This window comes from uncultured Granulicatella sp. (assembly GCF_938030755.1).
Lineage (GTDB): Bacteria > Bacillota > Bacilli > Lactobacillales > Aerococcaceae > Granulicatella.
The window spans coordinates 1-23,481 of record NZ_CALHIF010000063.1 but is presented as its reverse complement, the minus strand read 5'-3'; the positions used below and the strand labels follow the sequence as shown (position 1 = coordinate 23,481).

General features: G+C 37.9%; 23 protein-coding genes and 1 pseudogene. 3 read left to right on the top strand and 21 right to left on the bottom strand.

The window, feature by feature from the left end:
* Positions 1 to 105 precede the first annotated feature (105 nt).
* The 4 genes from cmk to Q0594_RS06600 form a co-directional block, all read right to left on the bottom strand.
* Positions 106 to 771 carry a (d)CMP kinase gene (cmk, locus tag Q0594_RS06615; protein WP_298730674.1) on the bottom strand — a complete coding sequence of 222 codons (666 nt, stop codon included), beginning with the start codon at positions 769 to 771 and terminating at the stop codon, positions 106 to 108.
* Positions 772 to 840: 69 nt separating this feature from the next.
* The gene (locus tag Q0594_RS06610) at positions 841 to 1,413 is read right to left on the bottom strand and encodes a LysM peptidoglycan-binding domain-containing protein (RefSeq protein ID WP_298730673.1); all 573 of its coding nucleotides are present in this window, start codon (positions 1,411 to 1,413) and stop codon (positions 841 to 843) included.
* A 135-nt stretch (positions 1,414 to 1,548) separates the two neighbouring features.
* A complete protein-coding gene (locus Q0594_RS06605; protein ID WP_298730671.1) occupies positions 1,549 to 2,922 on the bottom strand; it encodes a RecQ family ATP-dependent DNA helicase in 1,374 nt (457 codons plus the stop codon).
* Between the two features lies 1 nt (position 2,923).
* Positions 2,924 to 3,991 carry a helix-turn-helix domain-containing protein gene (locus Q0594_RS06600; protein ID WP_298730669.1) on the bottom strand — a complete coding sequence of 356 codons (1,068 nt, stop codon included), beginning with the start codon at positions 3,989 to 3,991 and terminating at the stop codon, positions 2,924 to 2,926.
* Between Q0594_RS06600 and Q0594_RS06595 the strand changes: the two genes are divergently transcribed.
* Positions 3,990 to 4,244, top strand: coding sequence for a ferredoxin (locus tag Q0594_RS06595; protein ID WP_298730667.1), 255 nt, complete (start codon positions 3,990 to 3,992; stop codon positions 4,242 to 4,244). The two genes, Q0594_RS06600 and Q0594_RS06595, sit on opposite strands and share 2 nt — an antisense overlap.
* A gap of 59 nt (positions 4,245 to 4,303) precedes the next feature.
* On the opposite strand, the gene Q0594_RS06590 is transcribed toward Q0594_RS06595, so the two are convergent.
* The 12 genes and pseudogenes from Q0594_RS06590 to Q0594_RS06535 form a co-directional block, all read right to left on the bottom strand.
* Positions 4,304 to 5,029 carry a pseudouridine synthase gene (locus tag Q0594_RS06590; protein ID WP_298730665.1) on the bottom strand — a complete coding sequence of 242 codons (726 nt, stop codon included), beginning with the start codon at positions 5,027 to 5,029 and terminating at the stop codon, positions 4,304 to 4,306.
* Between the two features lie 8 nt (positions 5,030 to 5,037).
* Positions 5,038 to 5,658 carry an SMC-Scp complex subunit ScpB gene (gene scpB, locus Q0594_RS06585; RefSeq protein ID WP_048710093.1) on the bottom strand — a complete coding sequence of 207 codons (621 nt, stop codon included), beginning with the start codon at positions 5,656 to 5,658 and terminating at the stop codon, positions 5,038 to 5,040.
* Positions 5,651 to 6,412, bottom strand: coding sequence for a segregation/condensation protein A (locus tag Q0594_RS06580; RefSeq protein ID WP_298730664.1), 762 nt, complete (start codon positions 6,410 to 6,412; stop codon positions 5,651 to 5,653). Before Q0594_RS06580 ends, scpB begins: the two co-directional genes overlap by 8 nt.
* Positions 6,400 to 6,783 (bottom strand): GNAT family N-acetyltransferase, encoded by a 384-nt coding sequence (locus Q0594_RS06575; RefSeq protein WP_298730662.1) that lies wholly within the window; start codon positions 6,781 to 6,783, stop codon positions 6,400 to 6,402. Before Q0594_RS06575 ends, Q0594_RS06580 begins: the two co-directional genes overlap by 13 nt.
* 20 nt (positions 6,784 to 6,803) lie before the next feature.
* Positions 6,804 to 7,619 carry a purine-nucleoside phosphorylase gene (locus tag Q0594_RS06570; protein WP_298730659.1) on the bottom strand — a complete coding sequence of 272 codons (816 nt, stop codon included), beginning with the start codon at positions 7,617 to 7,619 and terminating at the stop codon, positions 6,804 to 6,806.
* A 19-nt stretch (positions 7,620 to 7,638) separates the two neighbouring features.
* Positions 7,639 to 8,808 (bottom strand): phosphopentomutase, encoded by a 1,170-nt coding sequence (gene deoB / locus Q0594_RS06565; RefSeq protein ID WP_298730657.1) that lies wholly within the window; start codon positions 8,806 to 8,808, stop codon positions 7,639 to 7,641.
* A 24-nt stretch (positions 8,809 to 8,832) separates the two neighbouring features.
* Entirely contained in the window at positions 8,833 to 9,717 is an 885-nt protein-coding gene (gene xerD / locus Q0594_RS06560) for a site-specific tyrosine recombinase XerD (RefSeq protein WP_298730655.1), read from the bottom strand.
* A 3-nt stretch (positions 9,718 to 9,720) separates the two neighbouring features.
* Positions 9,721 to 10,170, bottom strand: a complete 450-nt coding sequence (locus tag Q0594_RS06555; RefSeq protein WP_298730654.1) for a Fur family transcriptional regulator — start codon at positions 10,168 to 10,170, stop codon at positions 9,721 to 9,723.
* Between the two features lie 18 nt (positions 10,171 to 10,188).
* Positions 10,189 to 11,052, bottom strand: coding sequence for a S1-like domain-containing RNA-binding protein (locus Q0594_RS06550; RefSeq protein ID WP_298730652.1), 864 nt, complete (start codon positions 11,050 to 11,052; stop codon positions 10,189 to 10,191).
* Between the two features lie 191 nt (positions 11,053 to 11,243).
* A pseudogene (gene pyk / locus Q0594_RS06545) lies at positions 11,244 to 12,650 on the bottom strand (pyruvate kinase); the annotation flags it as partial.
* Between the two features lie 21 nt (positions 12,651 to 12,671).
* A complete protein-coding gene (pfkA, locus tag Q0594_RS06540; RefSeq protein ID WP_298730650.1) occupies positions 12,672 to 13,637 on the bottom strand; it encodes a 6-phosphofructokinase in 966 nt (321 codons plus the stop codon).
* A 99-nt stretch (positions 13,638 to 13,736) separates the two neighbouring features.
* Positions 13,737 to 17,090: a DNA polymerase III subunit alpha gene (locus tag Q0594_RS06535; RefSeq protein WP_298730649.1), complete on the bottom strand. Its 3,354-nt coding sequence runs from the start codon at positions 17,088 to 17,090 to the stop codon at positions 13,737 to 13,739.
* A gap of 139 nt (positions 17,091 to 17,229) precedes the next feature.
* Here Q0594_RS06535 and Q0594_RS06530 point away from each other — a divergent pair, with 139 nt between their 5' ends.
* Positions 17,230 to 17,412, top strand: a complete 183-nt coding sequence (locus tag Q0594_RS06530) for a YjzD family protein (protein WP_298730647.1) — start codon at positions 17,230 to 17,232, stop codon at positions 17,410 to 17,412.
* A gap of 367 nt (positions 17,413 to 17,779) precedes the next feature.
* Here Q0594_RS06530 and queA read toward each other — a convergent pair whose 3' ends face one another.
* The 5 genes from queA to pta all read right to left on the bottom strand — a co-directional run bounded on the left by queA (position 17,780) and on the right by pta (position 22,778).
* Positions 17,780 to 18,817: a tRNA preQ1(34) S-adenosylmethionine ribosyltransferase-isomerase QueA gene (queA, locus tag Q0594_RS06525; RefSeq protein WP_298730645.1), complete on the bottom strand. Its 1,038-nt coding sequence runs from the start codon at positions 18,815 to 18,817 to the stop codon at positions 17,780 to 17,782.
* Between the two features lie 14 nt (positions 18,818 to 18,831).
* The gene (gene ruvB, locus Q0594_RS06520) at positions 18,832 to 19,839 is read right to left on the bottom strand and encodes a Holliday junction branch migration DNA helicase RuvB (protein ID WP_298730643.1); all 1,008 of its coding nucleotides are present in this window, start codon (positions 19,837 to 19,839) and stop codon (positions 18,832 to 18,834) included.
* 12 nt (positions 19,840 to 19,851) lie between these two features.
* Entirely contained in the window at positions 19,852 to 20,439 is a 588-nt protein-coding gene (gene ruvA / locus Q0594_RS06515; RefSeq protein ID WP_298730641.1) for a Holliday junction branch migration protein RuvA, read from the bottom strand.
* A gap of 144 nt (positions 20,440 to 20,583) precedes the next feature.
* A complete protein-coding gene (locus tag Q0594_RS06510) occupies positions 20,584 to 21,123 on the bottom strand; it encodes an NADPH-dependent FMN reductase (RefSeq protein ID WP_298730639.1) in 540 nt (179 codons plus the stop codon).
* Positions 21,124 to 21,788: 665 nt separating this feature from the next.
* On the bottom strand, positions 21,789 to 22,778 hold the full coding sequence (gene pta / locus Q0594_RS06505; protein WP_298730638.1) for a phosphate acetyltransferase: 990 nt from the start codon (positions 22,776 to 22,778) through the stop codon (positions 21,789 to 21,791).
* A 208-nt stretch (positions 22,779 to 22,986) separates the two neighbouring features.
* On the opposite strand from pta, the gene Q0594_RS06500 reads away from it, so the two are divergent.
* Positions 22,987 to 23,481: threonine/serine exporter family protein (locus tag Q0594_RS06500; RefSeq protein WP_298730636.1), on the top strand; the 495-nt coding region annotated here is incomplete at its 3' end.

The window sequence follows — 23,481 nt, the reverse complement described above, 5'->3', positions numbered from 1 at the left end:
CATACGAACGCAAAGTTTACTTTTTGTGTAAAATCAAACTTTTTATCCATTTACAATCATACCACTAAATGAAAACGAATTCTAGTGTTTTTGTGTAAAATCTGGTTAATTCGTTAACTTTTCTTGGATAAGATTCGTGATTTTAGAAACAACTTCTTGAATTGATAGGCTTGTTGTATCGATTTCAATTGCATCATCCGCTTTTTTCAAAGGTGACTCTTTACGAGTACTGTCTAAATAGTCACGGTGTGCAATTTCTTCTTCTAATTTTTCAAGAGATAATTGGATACCCTTCTCTTGGTTTTCTCTGAAACGGCGTAATGCACGTTCTTTAACTGAAGCTACTAAGAAAATTTTCAATTCAGCATTTGGAAGTACTACAGTTCCAATATCCCGCCCATCCATAATGATGGAGTGATTTTCTGCAATTTCCCTTTGCATTTGAACAAGTTTTACTCTTACTGATTTAATCGCTGAAACTTCAGATACATTTCTTGTAACTTCAAGATTACGAATCTCATGCGTAACATCTTCCCCATTTAAGAAAACGAGTTGACCTTCATCCGTATTTTTAAAACTAATTACTAAATTCTCTAATAAATCTTTGATTGCTTCAGCATCCACTACTGCAATATTATTTCTTAAAAAAGCCAATGTTGTTGCACGATACATCGCACCCGTATCTAAATATAGAAAATTCGTTTCTTTAGCAATCATTTTTGAAATCGTACTTTTTCCAGATGAAGCTGGTCCATCAATTGCAACTTGCATTCTATTCTTCCTTTCAAAAAGAAAGTCTGAAACGTCTTGCGTCTCAGACTTCTAAAAATTAACTAATCATTATTGTTTAACTTTTAAAGTTGTTCCAGGAGCTATATTATCCCCTGATAAACCATTAATTTGTTTTAATGTAGCAACATCCATTCCATGATTTACAGCAATACGGTATAAAGTATCTCCTTGTTTAACCACATATGTTCCGTAATTTCCATTTTGTGGTGCTGCTGTTGTAGGTGTTTGTTGTGTTGTTCCAGCCTGTCTAGGAGCAGTCGTAGTTGCTTCAGGAGCTGTTGTTGTTGCTTCTTGTTTTGTAGTTGGTGCAACTGTTGTTTCTGGTGCTACTGTCGTTGTTTCAACCGTTTTGGTAAGCATAACATCATCAGCAGTTCTAGGTTTCACTTGATTACTGTTATTAACAATCGAGAACCACCACATAAATAATACTGGTGCAACAATTACAATTAGGAATACAAATAATAGTACATTTGATAAAGGAGCTACTGCTTTCCCTCCAGAATTTCTTGCACTACGAGAAAATTGACGGTTTTTTAAGTTTTCATCTTCACCAAATTTTCTTTCCCATGGTTGTTCTTCATTTTTATTTAAGTCATCATTATTAAAGTTATCACTCATCAAAAATCCTCCTAATTTGACCCAATACAATCCTCAGTCAATTCACTAAACAATATAGCATATTTATGTGCTTAGGTCCAAACTTTTACTTTAGCTCTATTGTAGCATAAAATAATTAAAAATCACTCTATTTAATCAGAGATTAAATAATTTTTTAAAGCTCTCTTCAAAGGATTTTTTTTCATTTTCTTCTTCATTCCATTTAGAAGTAATATCCATTAAAAACAAATCAAGATGTCTACAACTACTACACTTTCCACACAAATCTTTCCGTTTTTCTCCGAAAAACTGAGCTAGATGTTGTTCTTTACACAAGGTCGTTGTCGCAAATTCTTCAATCTGCCCTACTTGCTTTAATTTACGCGTTTGTTGTTTCTTTATGAATTCACTCGTTTGAGCATTATTCCAACGAAACGCGTTTGCAATCTCTTTGATATTTTGATGAAGTTCCGTCTCTTCCTCATCATCTACTTCATAGGAGCGTTCAATTTTACGCCTCATTTGGGAAAAATCATCTGGATGCACAAAGGCGATACAACGGCTAAATTGCAAGTCTCTACCCGCACGACCAATCTGTTGAACATAATCTTCGAGTGTTTGAGGAAGTTGGTAATGAATAATCGTACGAATATTTGACTGATTAATTCCCATACCAAATGCACTCGTTGCTAATAGAATATGGAGTTCTCCTCTAAAAAACTTCTGCTGAATCGTTTGGCGATCTCCACTATGTCTCTTGGAGTGGAAAGTATCGATTTTTGTGAATCCTTCCTCCAAAAGTGATTCCTTTAACCCTTCAATTTCTTTGATTGTTGATGCATACACAATACAAGGAAAATCGACTCTCTTAAGCAATTCATTTAGCATCTTACTGCGCAGACCTTCAACTGGTATCACATCAATTTCACGATTCTTTAAAAACGTATGTCCTTGAAAATAAGTCGTTCCTTCCTTATTTAATCTTAAAAATGTATAAATATCATGAATGACTTGAGAGGTCGCAGTTGCTGTTAATGCCAATGTTCTTGGATTTCCTAAGCTTTTTCTCATTTTTCCGATAAATAAATAATCACTTCTAAAGTCATACCCCCACTGCGATATACAATGCGCCTCATCGACAACAAGTAATCCTATTTCTATTTTTGATATTCTCTTAAAGAACATCGGTGCTTGTAACATCTCTGGAGAAACAAAAAAAAATTGATACTCATTTAAAGTACTTAAAATATAATTTTTTTCAGCTTCTGTCATAAGGGAAGTAATGGCCACGGCTTTATAGATCCCCATCTGCTTTAAACTAGCTACTTGATCAACCATTAAGGCAATCAGTGGCGAAACTATGACCACTCTGCATTTATCCTTTATTCCAATATATTGATAGATGAATGATTTCCCATTCCCTGTTGGTAAAATAGCAATCGCATCATGACCTTCTTCAAGAGCCGTAATGACTTCTCTCTGTCCTTCTCTAAACTCGTCATATCCAAATCGCTTCAATATTGGATCCATGTCATTCACGCTCCTTTAAGGCTTTAATTTGATAGTATCTGAATAAGAAGAAATCCATTTTCTTCCCTTCTATCTCAAATTGGTCTTTAGCCTCTTTATATGTTGGATATTGTCCATTTTCAAAGAGGGATTTATAAGCCATGGCAGCCTTCGTTTCTTCTACACGTTTATACAACGCCTCTTTAGTAAGCAACACATACTTTAAGAGATGGTCGTTAATCGTGCTTTCTTTAAGCTTACGATAGTGAGCAATTTCTATGCGTTTCATTCCTTTTTCAAACAGACGAACTGTTTCTTGAACAGAACTCGTTTCATGAGAAATCCATTCAAACATTTTAGAAAACCATCTATAAGTGATTGGAAATTTTTCAGAATCCTCAAAGACATCGCTCACCCATTTCATCAAGACTAATCTTGAGAGTGGATTACAGTCTTCAACACTGGTAAATTCCCACAATGACACGAGCTCATCTTCTAGAGCCGCTGTCGACTTAGCCCCATTAAAAAGCCCAACCCAATGCCCTTTCACAGGCGCTTCTTGCTGATCTGCCCAAGTCTTGAATTCATCCACAACGCTACTAAACCATTCGGGTGTAATCGTCGCTTTTTCTTCTATATACCACTGCTTAAATAATTGCTGTAACCATATATTTTGAATTAGAGGACGATATGTTTTTTCTTCATAACGGTGGTAACTAATCCATTCAACCCAGAGCCTTGTTACATCTCTTAATTGCACGAATGAATATGGATGCATCAAGTAATTGACAGGATAGCTTCCATTTGTCACAAGAGAAAAATCCGGAATCTCTTTAAGTAACACTAATTTTGATTCATTTTCCTCAAGTACTCCTTCACGGAAGAATTCGTTAAGTAATTGATGATAATAAGCTTCTTTTAAATGAGGTAAACTAGCAAAAAATACTTCAGTTTTATCTTCTGTCACACCAATTAAAGTCGACATGGTACGATTTCCGGTTAAAATACGATATAATCGATTTACCGGAACCACACCATACGACTTAATCGCATGTAATATCCAAATTTGATAAAAGGAGTACTGACTCATGGATAAAAAATCCTCTCTTTCCAAAATTTATGCAAAAGTTGATTGCCAGTCTTGTATCGCCTGTGGCATATGTCAACTACGTGCTCCCGAAATTTTTGAGTACGACGCAGAAGGCATTGCATATGTAAAACAAGACAATAATACTGGAACTGCCCCACTACCAAAAGATATGATAGAAAATTTCAAAGAAGCTTATACTTCCTGTCCAACTGGTGCCATTAAACGAAAAAATAGCCCATTCACAGAAGAATAAACAAAACGGACTCATAATATGAGTCCGTTTTTCTCTTTGTATTACTCCCTAACTTGTATCTATTTTTCGTCTAACGCGAGTTTTCTCAATTTTTGTACTTCAAATGAGCGTAATTCACGGTAGTCTCCAGGGCGTAAGTTTTCTAACGTTAAAAACCCAAACTCTTCGCGTTTTAATTTCATAACAGGTAACTCCACCGCTTCAAACATACGCTTCACTTGATGGTTCCATCCTTCATGAATCGTTAAAGCCACAATCCCTGTTCCTTTATCAGTATCTACCGATAAAATTTGAGCTCTTGCATTTGACGTTTTCTTGCCATCTAAGACGATTCCACGTTCCAATTGACGCATTTGTCTTGGAGTTGGAACACCTTTAACCTTGGCGATATATTTTTTTTCCACGTGATGCTTTGGATGCGTCATTAAGTTCGAAAACTCGCCGTCATTTGTTAATAAAAGAAGCCCTGTTGTATCGTAGTCCAAACGTCCTACCGGATACACTCGTTGCTCTACATCTTTAAAGTAATCTGTTACAACGGTTCTTCCTTTATCATCACTCGCACTTGAAAGCACGCCTTTTGGTTTATAAAACATAAAGTACACAGGTTCTTCTTTATAAATTGGAATACCATCTACTTCAATTTTATCATTAGGACCTACTTTAAAGCCAAGTTCTCTTACAACTTCACCATTGACCTTAACGCGGCCTTCTTGAATAAATGCCTCACATTTTCTGCGGGATGCCACACCAGCGTGTGCCATTACTTTTTGTAATCTTTCCAAAAAAAAACCTACTCTTTCTCTTCTTCTACTTCATGATGTTCTTTAGAGCGCATTTCCAGCTCTTCAAATAAATCATGATTATCTCTAAATAATTGGTTCGCTTCTTCAGAATCTAAATCGAATAAATCAGAAGCATCTGGTAAGGCATCCAGAGATTCTAATCCAAAGTAATCCATGAAGTAGGCTGTTGTCTTATACAATTTTGGACGGCCAGGCGTCTCTAATCTTCCAGCTTCTTCAATTAAATCTCTTAGTAATAATTTTTGAATCGAACCACTACTTTGAACTCCACGAATTGATTCAATGTCTACACGTGTGACAGGTTGCTTATACGCAATAATCGCTAATGTTTCTAGTGATGCTTGAGACAATTGAGAAGAATATGGAGAAACGGCATATTTTTCGATATAGGATTTTAAACTTGCTTTAGTCACGAGTTTATAATGAGAAGCCGTTAAAAGAAGCTCTAATCCACTATTTTCATCTTCTAAGCGTTTCTTTAATTCATCTAGTAACTGACGAACCGCACTTCTTTCGAGTTCCAAAATATAGCTTGCTTCTTCTAAAGTAATCCCATCATCTCCAGCAACAAATAGTAAGCCTTCTAGTACTGAAATATAATTAGTCACTCTCTTTCTCCTTTTCTTGTCTTTTCTCAATCAAAATATCCTCATATGGAGAACTTTGAATAAAACGGACACGATGTTCCCGAACAAGCTGTAACATCGCTAAAAATGTCGTTGTAATCGCATGTCGATTGAAGGCAGGGAAACATTCCTCAAATGGAACTTGTTTTTTATCTGTATGCTCAATTTTTGAAATGATCGAGTCCATCAATTCTTCAACCGTATGCGTTTCATGTTGAATATTAGCCTTGAGCGGCATTTTTGCAATATTCTTACGCGCTAATTTTTTTAACGCATTCCATAAATCTTGAGTGGTCACTTCACCTTCTTTCAAAGGGATAATCTCTTGCATAGAAGACAAGTCACTCGCTTCTTTTCCAAAGTGTAATCCCCTTAGGAAAGATAGCTCCTCAAGTTTTTTGGCGTTTTCTTTAATTTGTTGATATTCCAATAGTTGCTGGACCAGCTGATTACGAGGATCTTCCACAATTGGTTCCCCATCTTCATCGAAGTCTTCTAACTTTGGTTTTGGAAGAAGCATTCTCGCTTTAATTTCTAATAAGGTTGATGCCATTACTAAATATTCAGCTGCCACTTCCAACTCCAATGTTTTCATGGAATGAATGAAGTTCAAATATTGCTTAGTTAGTTCATTCATTGGAATATCGTAAATATCAATTTTCATCTCGCGAATCAGATGCAAGAGGACATCCATCGGTCCTTCGTATTCAGCTACTTTAATTGTTAAATCTTCCATGGTTCCTCACTTACACGATGTTTATTCCATTTTGCCAGAATCACACTTGTTTCAATTGTTCCACTTAATACTTTATCTTCCATCTTTGCTAAATCTTCTAACATTTGGAATGTAATATTTTCCCCACGAAACGAAGGAGACACCGATAAGTATTTAATGACAATCGTGTCTGTTGTGCTTTCTCCACCAATTAAACCAATAAAATTATCACTTTCAGACTCTTTCCAGAGCCAGCATTTAATCGATGGATTTGTCGCGATTTCTTCAATTTCCTCTTGCAATCGTTTAAAGTCCTTGAATTCTGGGATATAAGAAAGTAATCCCATCACAATTTTTTTATTCGTTGCTGAATAAGGTACTAACAAATTCATTCCTCCTCGAGGTTCGATGCTTAATATAAAACTAAAACTTTACGAACCAATGATTTGAACACTTCTTTAACGCGTTGAGTTGTTTCTACTACTTCTTCGTGGTTTAAGTTTGCTTGCATTCCTGCAGCTAAGTTTGTGATACATGAAATCCCAATCACTTTAATTCCAGCATGGTTAGCCACAATAACTTCTGGAACTGTTGACATTCCCACAGCATCCCCGCCTACAGCTTGCGTGAAGCGAATTTCTGCTGGTGTTTCATAAGTTGGTCCAGAGTATCCCATGTATACTCCTTCTTTAATATTGATGTTTAATTCTTTAGCAGCTTTACGAACCACTTCTTGTCCGTATTCGTGGTACGCGTGGCTCATATCAGGAAAACGAGGTCCAAAGCGGTCGTCGTTTGGTCCGATTAATGGATTTGTACCAGTATAGTTAATTTGATCTGTAATAATCATTAAGTCCCCTGGTTCAAATGTTGGGTTTGCACCACCAGCTGAGTTTGTCACAATAATCGTTTCAACATCTAATAATTTCATTAAACGAATTGGGAACGTTACTGTTTCCATATCGTAACCTTCATAGTAGTGGAAACGTCCATCCATGATTAGAACAAATTTTCCTTCTAATTCACCATATACAAGACGGCCAGCATGACCGACGACTGTTGACACTGGGAAGTTTGGAATATCTTTATAGTCAAAGATTAATGGGTTCTTTACTTCTCCAGCAAGTTCCCCAAGACCTGAACCTAAAATCATTCCGAAATCAATATGACCAATGCCTTTTTCTTGTAAAAACGTTTTTGTTTCAACTAATTGTTCGTATTTGCTCATGTTGTTCCCTCTTTCTGTATTAGTTTAATTCTTTTAAGAAGCTTGTTCCGTTACCAGTTGACGCAACTCCAAAGTTTTCGCTAATTGTTTCTGCAATATCGCTGAAGTGTCCTTGTGGTAAGTGCGTTGGGTGTTTCATTGATTTGCTGATTGCTAACACTGGAATGTACTCACGAGTGTGGTCTGTCCCTTTGAATGTTGGGTCATTTCCGTGGTCCGCAGTAATAATTAATAAATCATCTTCTTGCATATTTTCTACGATTTCTGGAATACGAGCATCAAACGCTTCTAGTGCTTCTCCGTAGCCTTTCGTATTACGACGGTGTCCATAAACCGCATCGAAGTCTACTAAGTTTAAGAAACTCATACCAGTGAAGTCCTTCTTCAATACTTCAACTAATTTATCCACACCATCCATATTGTCTTTTGTACGAACGAATTCTGTAATTCCTTGTCCGTTGAAGATGTCATTAATCTTACCAATTGCAATCACATCAAAACCATCTTTCTTCAAGAAGTCTAATGTTGTTTCTCCAAATGGGCTTAATGCATAATCATGACGGTTAGAAGTTCTTTGGAAGTTCCCAGGTTCACCCACATAAGGACGAGCAATAATACGACCAATCATGTATGGATCATCTTTTGTAATTTCACGTGCATATTCGCAAATACGGTATAACTCTTCTAGCGGTATAATCTCTTCATGCGCTGCAATTTGCATTACAGGGTCTGCAGAAGTATAAACGATTAAATCGCCAGTTTCCATTTGGTGTTTACCGTAGTCATCAATAACGGCTGTCCCACTATATGGTAAGTTACATACAATTCCTCTTCCTGAAAATTCAGAAATACGGTCTAATAATTCTTGTGGGAAACCATCAGGAAATACACGGAAAGGAGTTTTAATATTTAATCCCATTAATTCCCAGTGACCTGTCATTGTATCTTTTCCTACAGAAACTTCTTCTAATTTTGTGTAGCTTCCTTCAGGATGTTCTACTGGTGGAACTGTTTTTAAAGGAGCAATATTTCCTAAACCATAACGTTGCATATTTGGAACATTTAAGCCTACAGTTTCAGAAATGTGACCCAATGTATGTGAACCTGCATCGTCAAATTTTGCAGCATCTGGCGCTTCTCCAATCCCTACAGAGTCCATTACAATAACATGTATTCTTTTAAATTTCATAGTTTCCATCTCCATTTTCTTTATTTACGAACGAGGATGTGCTTGTTTGTAAATTTCCTTCATTCGTTCGTTTGTAATATGTGTATAAATTTGTGTCGTACTAATATCCGAGTGCCCAAGTAGTTCCTGCACAATCCGAAGGTCGGCACCCGCTTCTAAAATATGGGTTGCAAAGGAATGCCTTAATGTATGCGGGCTCACTTCCTTTGTAATCATGGCTGTCTGAACGATTTTCTTTAAATTCTTCCAGAAACCTTGACGTGTAAACGGACCGCCTCTGTGATTCAAGAACAAGACATTCGATAACTTCTTCTCGTCTTCTAAAGCAGGCCGTGCATACTCTAAATAATTTTGAATCCAGTTGGTTGCTTCTTGTCCAATCGGGATAATGCGTTGTTTATTTCCTTTCCCAATCGTTTGTAAGAATCCAAGTTCCAAATGCAAATCACTCAGTTCAATGCTGATCAGTTCGCTTACACGCATCCCTGTTGCATATAAAAGTTCGAGCATTGCTTTGTCTCTTAAGCCTAAAACTGTTGTCGTGTCCGGCACCTCAAGCAACCGGTTCACCTCATCAATACTCAGCGCTTTGGGCAACTGTTTCTTCGGTTTAGGTGGATGAATTTGTTGCGTCGGGTCTTTGTCTATCATTCGCTCTTGCACAAGAAACTGGAAAAATTTCTTCAAACAACTAATCATGCGGCTCGTTGAACTAACGGCGTACTCATCCTTCTTCAGCTTTTGAAGAAAGAGCACCATTGTTGTATGGTCCACATCTTGCAGACGTGTCACCTTTTGTTCTTCTAAAAACTGAGAAAACTTCTCCAAGTCTCGTTTATAGCTCATAACAGTATTCTCAGATAGCCCTTGAACAGCAATACTATCGAGGAAGTAGTGTATTTCTTTCATCTTCTACCCTTCCTTTTGCTGACAATTTTTGCAAATTCCATGGAAAGTCAGACGATGATCCAGCACCTGAAAGCGAAACTGCTCTAATACTTTCTGTTCTACATCAATGAGAAGGTCCTCTTCAACTTCTTGAATTTGACCACATTTAACACACAATAAATGATGTGCAAAATGTCGGTTAACAGATTGCTTCAAGTGATAGCGACCAATACCATCGTCAAATATATTTCTGGTAACTACCTCTAAATCCGTTAAAATTTCTAATGTTCGATAAACAGTTGCTAATCCAATATCTGGATACTTTTCTTTCACAAACATATAAATCTCTTCAGCTGTCAGTAGTTCATTTAAATGTTCCAGAAGAATCTCAACTGTTGCCTGTCTTTGCATGGTTAGTTTAAATCCTTCTTCTTGTAACTTCTTTTGAATCCCTTCAATAGAAATAGATGACAAGCGACTCGCCTCCACTCATTATTCTTCAATTAGATGAATAAATCCTTCTTCTTGTGTAATTCGTTTTGCCTTTAACAAGTTTCCAATGGCACGTTTAAATTGCCCTTTACTAATTCCAAAAATCTCTTTGATAGTCTTTGGATCTGTTTTATCCCAATAAGGAAGTGTTTTAGTTGGACGATTTTTTAGCATCGCCACAATCATCTCTGCATCGTCTCCAATGGCCTCATGCGCTCTTGGTCTCATCGAAACATTCAGTACTCCATCAGGACGAAGCCCAATCACACGAACGGTAATTTCTTCTCCAAGCGTTGGTTCATACATACGTTCTGAAGGATGCAAGAACAATTTATATCCTTCTGGTGTCATAATGGTCGTTCCTACAAGTCTCACTTGTGTCACGATTCCAGTTAGATCTTTATTCAACTGTCCTTTATGACCACGAATCACTTTCTCGTTTAATGCCTGTCCGTCTCCCATCGTTGCCCATGTGCGGTCTTTTTTGTCTTTAATCAGAGTGACATATAAACGATTATTTTTTTTTGGCCACAATTCTTTCATACTTGGAAGTTCATCCAATGAAACTACCATATCTTTATCTTCTAAGCCAATATCTACGAAAACCCCTAAGTCTTTTCTGACTTGAGTCACGCTTGCCCATCCATAACTTTCATTTGTTATTTCTGGAACCTTTAAGGTGAAGACTTTTTTACGGGAAGAATTTTCATATAAAAAACCCGTTACTACATCTCCAATCTTGAGGGATTCTGTAGTGTCGTCTTTTTTTAGACGGAATGTTTCTCCACTCTTTTGAACGAAAAAGTACTTTTCATTTTCATCCGTGATAATGGCTTGAACAACGGTCGATAATTCACTTGTCATAACAAACCTCCTTCTCTTTACATTTGTCCTTTTATTTTACCACAAAATAGGGCTTACAGTCATTTATATCCTTGTATTTCTAACGATTTCTCATTAATTTATCAAAGGACTTCATAAACCAAAAAAGCTTGAACAACTTTTTACGGGTTGTTCAAGCTTTTGAGCATTATTTCAATAAATTATACGCGAGCAACTTTCATCATGTTAGTTGTTCCTTTAATTCCTAAAGGTACACCAGCAGTGATGATGACTAAATCGCCCTCTTGTGCATTGTGGTGGTCACGAACGGCTTGCATACAGATATCGAACATTTCGTCTGTAGATTGAGCACGATCCACGATTACAGGTTTCACACCCCAGATTAATGCCATTGCACGTTGTTGACGTTCTGTTGAAGTTACACCTAAGATTGTTGCGTCAGGACGGAATTTAGAAATCATTTTTGGAGTATGTCCTGATTCAGTTGCAGCAACGATTGTTTTTACTTTTAAGTTTTTAGCTGTATGAGCTACTGAACGGCCAATTGCTTCTGCCACATCTGTTTCATCAAATGCTTTTAATTTGAATTTATCACGTACACGAATTTCTTGTTCTGTACGAACACAGATATTTGCCATTGTACGAACGGCTTCTACTGGGTAATCCCCTGCTGCAGATTCACCAGATAACATAACTGCATCTGTTCCGTCGAAGATAGCATTCGCTACGTCACCAACTTCCGCACGTGTTGGGCGTGGGTTACGTTGCATTGAATCTAACATTTGAGTAGCAGTAATAACTGGTTTTCCTAATGTGTTACATTTCTTGATTAACATTTTTTGAACGATTGGAACTTCTTCCGCAGCGATTTCAACACCCATGTCTCCACGAGCAACCATTAAACCATCAGATAATGCTAAGATTTCGTCAATATTGTCAATACCTTCTTGGTTTTCGATTTTTGGAATGATTTGAATGTGAGTTGCATTATGTTCTTTTAATAAATCGCGAATTTCTTGAACATCTGATGCACGACGAACGAAACTTGCTGCGATGAAGTCGATGTCATTTTCAATACCGAAGATAATATCTGCACGGTCTTTTTCAGTGATACCAGGTAATTTTGTTTTAACGCCAGGAACGTTAATCCCTTTTTTATTTTTAACAACACCACTGTTGTTTACCACGCAGACGATTTCACCATTCGCATGATCTACTTCAGTAACGGCTAACCCTACTAAACCATCATCTACTAAGATAATTGAACCAGGTTTAACATCGTTGATTAATTCTGGGTAAGTAATAGAAAATTTTTCTTTTGTTCCTAAAACTTCAGTCATTGAAATACGAACAACGTCACCAGTGTGGAATTCAATCGCACCATTTTCCATATCATGTGTACGGATTTCTGGTCCTTTTGTATCTAAAAGAATCGCAATAACACGTCCAGTTTCTTCACGGATTTTTTTGATTGCGTTGATACGAGCTAAATGTTCTTCATGGTCCCCATGTGAGAAGTTTAGACGTGCAACGTTCATTCCTGCTTCTGCTAATGCTGCTAATTTTTCTGGTGCTTCACTAGCAGGTCCAATAGTACATACAATTTTAGTTCTTTTCATTTTATGTTGACTCCTTTAGTTTTAGAATGAAATTTCTTTATTTAGTTGATACAACTCTAAGTTAGGTAAATGTTTGCCATTCGCTAATGTTTCTACGATATCGCTGTAAATAATTTCTTCAGCTTTAACACCAACACACACACCACCGATATCTTCTTTTAATAAATCAATTGCTTTAGCACCCATACGGCTCGCAAGTACACGGTCACGTGCACTTGGAGCTCCACCACGTTGTACGTGTCCAAGTACTGTTACACGAGTATGGAAATCACTATCGTATTCAAGTAGTTTCTTTGCAAGTTCCTCACCTGACATTACACCTTCTGCTAGAAGAATCAATGTGTGTTTCTTACCGTTTAAGCGTCCTTGTTTGATTTCTTCTGCTACCTTAGCTAAATCGAAATCTTGTTCAGGAATTAAGATTTGTTCTGCACCACTGGCAACTCCTGTCCAAAGTGCAATATCTCCAGCACGACGACCCATAACCTCAACGATAAACGTACGAACGTGTGATGTTGCAGTATCACGAAGACGGTCTAACGCTTCTAAAACAGTATTGATTGCAGTATCAAAACCGATTGTATACTCCGTACCCGGAATATCATTGTCGATTGTTCCTGGAACCCCAACAGTTGGGAATCCAAGTTTTGTTAAAGCAACAGCACCTTGATAGCTTCCGTCACCACCGATAACAACAAGACCTTCAATCCCAAATTTCTTTAATTGTTCAATCCCTTTTTCTTGTCCTTCGCGATTTGCGAATTCAGGATAACGCGCAGAATACAAGAATGTACCCCCACGACCAATCATGTCGCTCACGTCAGACGGATTTAATTTACGAATATCACCAGCAACTAAACCGGCATATCCATAATTAATCCCGTAGACTTCAAAGCCTTCATAAATACCCTTACGTACAATCGCACGTACAGCAGCATTCATCCCAGGAGCGTCTCCTCCACTTGTTAAAACAGCAATACGTTTCAAAAAGATTCACCTCTTAGATTTATTTTTAACTGGAACAAGCCCATTCGTACTTATTCTATCACTTTTAACAGCAAATGTCTTTCATTTTCAAAAACTTTTTCATTTTACAATTTTTATACATTCTTTATCTAAAATGTCGATAAGACTAGGGATTAGTTTTGATTCAAGGTTTACACCGTTTGCAAAAGAATTCTTTACGAGCGTCTTACTATTCACAAGGAATAATTCAACAGGTGTCACTCCTTTATATTTGGTCACGAGTTGTTTGATTTCCGCATATACTTCTGGAGTATGTTTTTCTGGACGAATCGCAATTTGCAATTTTTTAGATGAATCAGCTAGCAACTTATCAGCAAAACTCATCGGATACATACGATTTAATTGTAATTGCCATTGACCTCTTTGTCCTCTCTTCACACGACCTTCCATAAGAACCATCGTATTTTGTTGAAGATGCTGATAGATTTCAGCAAGTGTTGATGGAAAGACAACTACATCGATCATGCCAGACGAATCTTGAAGTGTAACATACGCCATTTGCTCACCTTTACGAGTCGAGATTTTACGAATATCCACAATCAACCCTACAAAACGCATATATCCTTCTTCAAAAACGGATTGAATTGCTTGAATCCATCCATTCTTCAAAAGAGGATCGTATTTCGAAGAAGGATGTGGCGAAACTGAAAAGCCAAGGACTTCAATTTCTTCTCCAATCCTTTGAAGTAATGGTTCTTCTTCTACTTGAGTGAAGGCTACTTCTAAATCATCTTCAAGTGATAAATTTAATCCATGGAATTTCACACTTTTAACAACGGCATCTACATTCGCCTTCAGCGTCGCCCTCGTTTCACCAAACTCATCAAAGGCCCCCGCATTAATTAACGCCATTAAAAGCGGTTCTTTCGTATATTGAGCGCCCATTCTGTAGGCAAAATCTTGGAAGCCTTTGAACAATCCATACTCATATCGATTCTTCACAATACTTTCAACAAAGTCTCGTCTAATTCCCTTAATACTGTTGAGACCAACCACAACACCTCTATCATCCGCTACGAAATCAGCAAAACTGTTATTGATACTTGGTGGCAATATCTTAATCCCTAACTGACGAGCTTCTACAAGATAATCTTGTAACTTCGACGATTTCGCACTCGCATTTTGGAACAAGGCTGTAAAGAACGCTGTAGGATAGTTTGCCTTTAAGTATGCCAATTGATAAGACAGCATCGCATAAGCTACTGCATGTGATTTATTAAATCCATAGTTAGCAAACTTTTCAATATAGTCGTAGACCGTCTCGGCATCTTCTTGTTTGTATCCTTTTGAAACTGCACCTTGAACAAATTTTTCCTTTTGTGCAGCGATAGATTCAGCATTCTTTTTACCAATAGCACGACGTAAAATATCCGCTTCCCCTAAAGAAAAGCCAGCCATTTCACTTGCAGCCTGCATAACTTGTTCTTGGTAGACCAAAATACCGTAAGTCGGTTCAAGAATTTTTTGAAGAGATGCATGAGGATACTGCACAATTTCTGTCCCTTTTTTACGATTAATAAAATGAGGAATTTGCTCCATTGGCCCTGGACGGTACAATGAAAGTACTGCGACTAAATCTTCAAATTCTGTTGGTTTCATTTCCTTCAAGACGCGACGAATACCGTCTGACTCAAATTGGAAAATTCCATTTGTTTGAGCTTTTTGAAAAAGTTCAAACGTCCGCTCATCGTCTAGAGGAATTTTTGTAATATCCAATGCTTTTTTCGTGATTTTTTGTGTTTGTTGAATCGCTCTATGAAGCAATGTAAGGTTACTTAACCCAAGCAAGTCCATCTTGAGAAGACCTACTTTTTCAACAGCTTGCATTGCATATTGTGTGAGCATCCAATCCTCTTCATGTAACGGTGTTGAGTATCCCTTATCTCGTTTCATTAAAGGAACTGTCTTCGTCAATTCTTCTTGCGATAATACGACGCCTGCAGCATGAACAGACGAATGGCGTGGAAGACCTTCAAGAGCTTTCGCTACTTGATAGAGCTTTCGATTGCGTTCGCTACTTTCTACATGTTCTCTAAACGCCTTATTTTCTTTATACGTTTGATCCAGCGTCACTTTCCCTTGAGCGATATTGTTTGAAAACTTCTGAACAGTAATGATATTTTCGCCAAAGACTTTACATACATCACGAATGACTTGTTTTGCCCCAAGCGTACCAAACGTTACAATTTGCGCTACATTTTGGTTTCCATATTTTGAAACGATATAGGCTAAAATATCTTCCCGTCTATCATCTGGAAAATCCAAGTCAATATCGGGCATCGTATAACGTTCACGGTTTAAGAAACGTTCAAATAGCAAGTTATACTGAATAGGGTCAACGCCTGTAATATGCAAGAGGTACGCAACTAACGAACCTGCAGCAGATCCACGACCAGCTCCAGTTTGGATACCTTGTTCACGAGCATGACGCATAATATCCCAAACGATAAGGAAGTAGTCATCAAATCCCATATCGTGAATAACTTCTAATTCTTCTTTAAGACGATTCACATAAATAGGGGTCGTTACCCCCATTTCAATCATAGAGGCTTCACATAATTCATAAAGGAACTGTGCGCTTTTCTTCCCGCCTGGTACTGGAAATTTAGGAAGCATGGTGTCTCTTAGAGGAATCTCTACCACTAAATCTTTTGTAAATTGTTCTAAGTTAGAAAGTAGTACTCCTCCTTCAACTGTTTGAAACATCTTCGTCATCGAAGTAGCTTCTGGTAAAGACTCACTCCCTGTTGCGTCCTCCTGTGTAAACGAAAGGGTTTCCCCTAGTCGAATGGCTTGTAAAACTTTCCAAGGAAAATAATCGGTTGTATTTAAATACCGTGAAATACTAAAGGCAACTGGAATCACACCAGATGCTTCAATCCCTTCCCGCATCTTGTCAAACTCATCTCGTTCGACCATTTCGCGAGTAATTCCTACAGCTATTTCTACGCCAGAGAACTCTTCCTTCACAGCACGAAGAACGGTTTCCTGTCTCCCTTTCAAATGAGCCGCAACCCATTCACTATCCAGTGGAGGAAGGACGATTTTCACATCCTCACTATGAGTTGTAATCCACTCTGTCATCTCCTTAGTCCACATTAATCCTTGTTGATAAAGGGTTGAGAGTTTCAGGAGGGATTCGTACCCCTTTTCGCCTTTGGCATAAACGATAACCATTTCTTTTTTAGAGGAATCACTCTTCCAAGCTACTTCGAAAGTACATCCTAAAATCGGCTGAATTCCATTTTTGATACAACGCTCATAAAATTCAACAGCACCATGTAGAACTCCATCATCTGTTAGCGCTAGTTGCTTGTATCCTAATAATTTTCCAGTTTCTACATACTCATTTAAACGAATCGTACTTTTCAATAACGAATAGCTACTGAACACTTGTAAAGTTGTAAATGGCATAAGGATCCTCCTCTCGTATTTTTCGTCTTATTATAGCATATCTTCCCTATTAGCGCTCTTTTTTGGAAAGTTTTTCCACCCATCTATTGTCAAAAGAAAGTCTTCTGTACTATAATGAGAAATGAAAGAAGGGTTGTCCGTGAAATATATTGTTACCATCGTATGGGGATTGATACTTAGCCAAGTTACTTATTATTTAGGAAGTGCGCTCTCTCAAACACCTTACAACGTACAAAGCGCCATAATTGTAGGAGTGCTCGTAACTACAGCTATCTTTATCATCCAACACGTATTTATAAAATCAAAAGAAAACAGAAGTTAAGCTTTGAAACTTAACTTCTGTTTTTTTATTTGTTTTAACACTTCGAAGTTTGACCGATTTTCGTACGTTGCAATTCTATCTCTCGTAAAATCACACTAGTAAGAACACAGCAAGAATGTTCCCCTTCTTTTGGCAATATTTCGTATAAAACACAAAAAGACCGTGGGCAAATGAAGAAGCATAGGGATTCTATGGTAGGAGTAATAGTGACCAGTAACCGATGCGAATTAGAGCCTCTTGAAAATTTATTTTCTAGAGGTTCTTTGAGGCTCGGTAGGCGGAAGACCTTGGCTCCCGCTGGTACAACTATTACCACTACCATGAAGACATCCCTATGCTTCAACATTTGACCTACGGTCAATTTCTCTTATTTATGCACAAACATTGCATCGCCAAAACTAAAGAAGCGATAACGTTCTTCGATAGCGTGCTGATACGCTTCTAGTGTGAATTCACGTCCAAGATAAGCACTGACAAGCATCACAAGCGTTGATTTTGGCAAATGGAAATTCGTTACAAACGCATCCACCACACGAAACTCATACCCAGGTGAGATGAAAATATCCGTCCAACCACTCGCAGGAACCACATGCCCATTATTGTCTCTAGCAACCGTTTCTAGTGTTCGAATCGAAGTCGTCCCAACAGCAATCACGCGTTTACCAGCTTGTTTTGTCGCTTCAATCATATCCGCAGTTTCTTTTGATACATTGTAATACTCAGAATGCATTTTATGGTCTTCTAGCGAATCTACCGAAACAGGTCTAAAGGTTCCAAGTCCAACGTGCAATGTGACTGGAACAATATTCACGCCCTTGTCACGAATTTGTTGCATTAATTCTTCTGTAAAGTGCAATCCAGCTGTTGGTGCTGCTGCAGATCCATTTTCTTTAGCATAAACCGTTTGATAACGTTCTTTATCTTCTAAACGTTCTTTGATATAAGGTGGTAATGGCATTTCACCAAGAGATTCCAACACTTCTAGAAATACTCCTTCGTACGAAAACTCGATAATACGTCCACCTTGTTCTAATTCTTCAACAACCGTTGCTTTAAGTCGGCCATCTCCAAAAGTTACAACACTACCCACTTTCATACGTTTGGCAGGTTTCACAAGCGTTTCCCACTTGTCACCCTCTGTATTCGTTAATAGTAAAACTTCAATATGAGCACCCGTTTCTTCTTTCGTACCATAAAGACGCGCTGGCAATACACGCGTATTATTCACAACAAGTGTATCTCCTTCTTCCAACTCTTCTAAAAGATCAGAAAAATGTTTATCTTCAATGCTGTGTGTTGTTTTATCCACCACCAATAAACGTGAAGACGTACGGTCTTTCAATGGCGTTTGAGCGATTAATTCTTCGGGTAATTCGAAGTCAAAATCTTTTGTTGTATAGTTCATTTCTATTTCCTTTCCTACGATAAAGGATATAAACGCCCTAAGTGAGCATATCCTTCAGGCGTCACCACACGACCGCGTGATGTCCGTTTTAAAAATCCAATTTGCAATAAATACGGTTCATACATATCTTCGATGGTCTCCGCATCTTCTGAAATATTTGCCGCAATGGCACCCAGTCCAACTGGGCCACCATCGTATAAATCAATCATCGCCGTTAACAATTTACGGTCAATATGATCTAGCCCTTTAGCGTCTACACGCAAAACTTTTAGAGCTTGCTGAGTAATCTCTTTAGAAATCATACCTTCTTCGTACACTTGAGAAAAATCTCGTACACGTTTCAAGAGACGGTTGGCAATACGCGGTGTTCCTCGAGAACGAAGCGCAATCTCAAGAGCTGCTTCATCTTTAATTTCACTATCAAAAACATTCGCACTGCGTTTGACAATCTCAGAAAGTGAAGCCTCATCGTAGTATTCCATATGTTCCACAATCCCGAAACGGTCACGAAGCGGTGCAGAAAGAGCCCCTGCACGAGTCGTCGCCCCAATCAACGTAAATGGTGGCAATGGAAAATGTACCGGATGCGCGGTTGGCCCTTGCCCGACCACGATATCCACAAAGAAATCTTCCATCGCAGAATACAACATCTCTTCCACGACACGTGGCAAGCGATGAATCTCGTCGATAAATAAGACATCTCCGGCTTCTAAGTCATTTAAAAGGGCTACTAAATCACCTGGGCGTTCAATCGCAGGGCCACTCGTTGTCTTAATACCGACTTCTAATTCGTTGGCAATCACCATCGCTAAGGTCGTCTTCCCAAGTCCTGGAGGTCCGTATAGTAACACGTGATCCAAGGCTTCAGAACGACTACGCGCCGCTTGAATATAGATGGCAAGTTCTTCTTTTACTTTTTGTTGACCGATATATTGTTGCAACGTCTGTGGACGTAATGATAATTCCGTCTGTACTTCACTTTCGTCAAGTGGATTTTGGTCAATAAAACGTTCTTCCTCCACGTTAATCCTCCATTATTTCATCAATAGTTTAAAGGCCACTTTTAATGCCTCTTGCGTCGTACTTGGAGCAGCAGCTTCCAGCAACTTCCAAATCTTTGTAATTTCTTTTGCAGAATATCCAAGGCCCAGTAAGGCTTCTCTTGCTTCTTCAAGAGTTGCTTGGTTTGTTGAAACGACTGCTTTCGTCGCCTCTTCAGGAAGTGCTTCAAACTTCCCTTTCAAGTCCAAAATAATTTGTTGTGCTGTTTTCTTTCCAACGCCAGGGAATTTTGTTAAATAAGTGACATTGCCACTTTCTACAGCATTCACGAAACCTTCTGTATCGTCATTTGCTAAAATACTCATCGCACTCTTTGGACCAATACCAGAAACGCTAATTAAACGTTGAAATAATTCGCGCTCTTCATTTGAAATAAATCCATATAAAGTAATGGAATCCTCACGAACAACTTGTTGCACAAGTACTTTAATTTGTTTTTTTAGAGAATCTTGTAGGCGGTATGGGTTTGCAAAAACAACTCGGTAGCCTACGCCATGCACATCGACAACAATCGCTGTTGGTAAGATATGGACCAACTCTCCATTTAAATATTCAAACATGAATAATGCTCCTTTTTATGTCTATATCAGTACAATTTTAGCATAACTAGAAGGTCTAGGGCAAATGTCTGTTCGTATGTTGTTCAAAAAAAGCAGCCCCTTTTCGAAAGAGACTGCTTTTTAAAGTTAAGTTTCTAGTTTTAATTAGGCATTTAATAATGCTTCAGCTTGTTTTTCAAGTCCTGCTACTACTTCATCGCTTAAAGTAACAACACCCGTTCCCCAAGCTTCAGGATTAATTGTTGCAGCTGTGAAATCACCTACTACTTGCATGCGTACAAATGGTAATAATGATTGATATGAAGCGAATAATTGATCATGACCAGCTGCTGCTAACGCAGATACTGTTACTACTTTATCTTGTAAAATAGAAGGTCCACTTGGGTTTGATAAATCTAGAGCACGGCTCATCCAGTCAATTAAGTTTTTCACTGTTCCTGGAATAGCAAAGTTATAAGCTGGTGAGAAAATCCAAATAGCATCCGCTTTACCGATAGCGTCGCGTGCTGCTTGTACTTCAGGTAACACTGGAGTTTCCAAATCTTGGTTCATTAATGGAAGATTTGAGTAGTCTAAGTATGATACTGTTGCTTTTCCTTCTAAAAGTTGTTCTGCTTTTTCAGCCATTTGGTGGTTAAAACTTCCTTTACGTAAGCTACCTACTACAAATAAAATGTTTTTCATATTAAATTCCTCTTTTCGTAAATAATTTGACCAAGAAATCGACGTCCTCTCTCTTGGAATTAAATTTAGATTATCATCACTTAAACGTTAAAGCAATTTATTTGCTCAAAAAAATTATTTTCATTTTTAATAATCAAGAACTCTTAGAAACGTTGATATCATCGTGTTTTAAAATAAAAATTAAAAATATCATTATAATGTATACGTTATAATGATAAAAAATTTTTTGAGTGAAATTGAACGATTAAATATGAATTTATCACGAAGATAAAGTCGATTCTACTTCAAAATGACTATTCTCTCACACCGCGCCAAAATCATTCACAGTGTGAATGATTTTGGCGTAAAATTTACGGCATACATAAAAAAACGACTCGCATTACGAGTCGTTTTTGTGTAGTCGAGTTCGCCATCGCAGAAAATGCGTCCACTTCCCGAAACGTACGCAGAACGTTCACGTTCCTTCTCTTTTGTTTCAAATCCTTCGCACTGTGAAGGATTTTCCAGTGGTCGATTTCTGACCGCGATGTCTCACATCCTGTGTAGTTGAAATCGGGCTCCAAAGTGCAAAAGCTCAAGCCTTTCTCACTTTGTCTGCACGACTATACTAGTCGCTTACGGCAAAGTTCGAACCGTCATCGCTTTTGAACGCACTTTGTCGCACCTTAATTTTCCATCAATGCTTGGTTAGCTGTGATAATAGCTAGTTTGTAGACGTCTTCTTCGTTACATCCACGTGATAAGTCAGAGATTGGTTTGTTTAATCCTTGTAAAATTGGTCCAATAGCTTCGAAGTTACCAAAACGTTGAGCGATTTTATAACCGATATTACCTGATTGAATTTCTGGGAATACGAATACTGTTGCTTGTCCAGCTACTGGTGAGTCTGGAGCTTTTTGTTTACCCACGCTTGGTACGAAAGCAGCGTCGAACTGTAATTCTCCGTCGATATTGTAGTTTGGAGCTAATTCTTGAGCGATTTTAGTTGCTTCAGCGACTTTTAATGCTTCTTCAGATTTAGCAGAACCTTTTGTTGAGAAACTTAACATCGCAACATTTGGTTCGATTCCGAATAATTCAGCTGTTTTAGCAGATTCCACTGCGATTTCAGCTAATTCTTGTGCGTTAGGATTGATGTTGATTGCGCAGTCTGAGAATAAGTATTTCTTAGATTTGTCGCTGTTGATCATGATGAACGCACCACTTGTACGAGAGACACCTGGTTTTGTTTTGATGATTTGTAATGCTGGACGTACAGTGTCCCCTGTTGAGTGAACCGCACCAGATACTAAACCGTCTGCTAAGCCCATGTAAACCATCATTGTACCGAAATAAGTTACATCACGTAATAATTTTTGCGCATCTTCTTCAGTAACTTTACCGTTACGACGTGCTACAAAGCTGGCAACCATTTCTGAATATTTATCGTCCGCATACGTTTCTGGATCGACAATTTCTAAATGAGAAATGTTAAATCCACGAGCTTCTGCTACTTCGTTAATAGCATCTACATTTCCAAGTAAGATTGGTTTGCAAAGTCCATCAGCTAATAAACGAACTGCTGCACCGATAATTCTTGGTTCATCTCCTTCTGGAAAAACGATTTTAACATCTTTCCCTTTCACTTTAAGTGATAATTCTTCAAATAATTCCACGGATATCCCTCCAAATTTTTGTTAATTTAATAATACACTAAATATATCTAAAAAAACAGTACAATGTTTACATAATCATAAAAAGAACATCTGTACTAGTATGTTCAAAAAACACAAATAATACAGTTATTTGGTTACGAAATTAACGCTTAGCAAAACCGCTCTATTATGCTATACTTAGAGAGAATTTAACGAAGGAGGAAGGCACTTGCGTACTTATGCAAAAAAACTAATGGACACCGCCATTCTTGCAGGTCAAATCATGCTAGAATGTAACGCTGAATCCTATCGAGTGGAAGAAACCATGAACTACATCCTCTCCACTTCCAATTTTGAAACTTGCGAAGCCTTTGCAATGGCTACAGGAATCTTTGCCACACTAGATGATAATTGCATTGATTCTATTACAGAAATCAGACGTGTTCCAAACCGCGATACTAATTTGAACCGAATCTATAAGGTAAATACAATTTCACGAAAATTAGTGACCAAAGAAATTGACTTAGATACTGCTTATCAACAATTACAGGACTTAAAAGAATCAGAATATCCACAGTGGCTAAAAGATGTTGGCCTGATTCTGATGTGCGGGTTCTACGCTGCCCTATTTGGAGCGACGCCAATTGAACTCATCATTGCATCAATAGCAGCGGTTATCATGCCATTTATTTATAAGTTAGATCCAAAATTAAAATTAGGGACA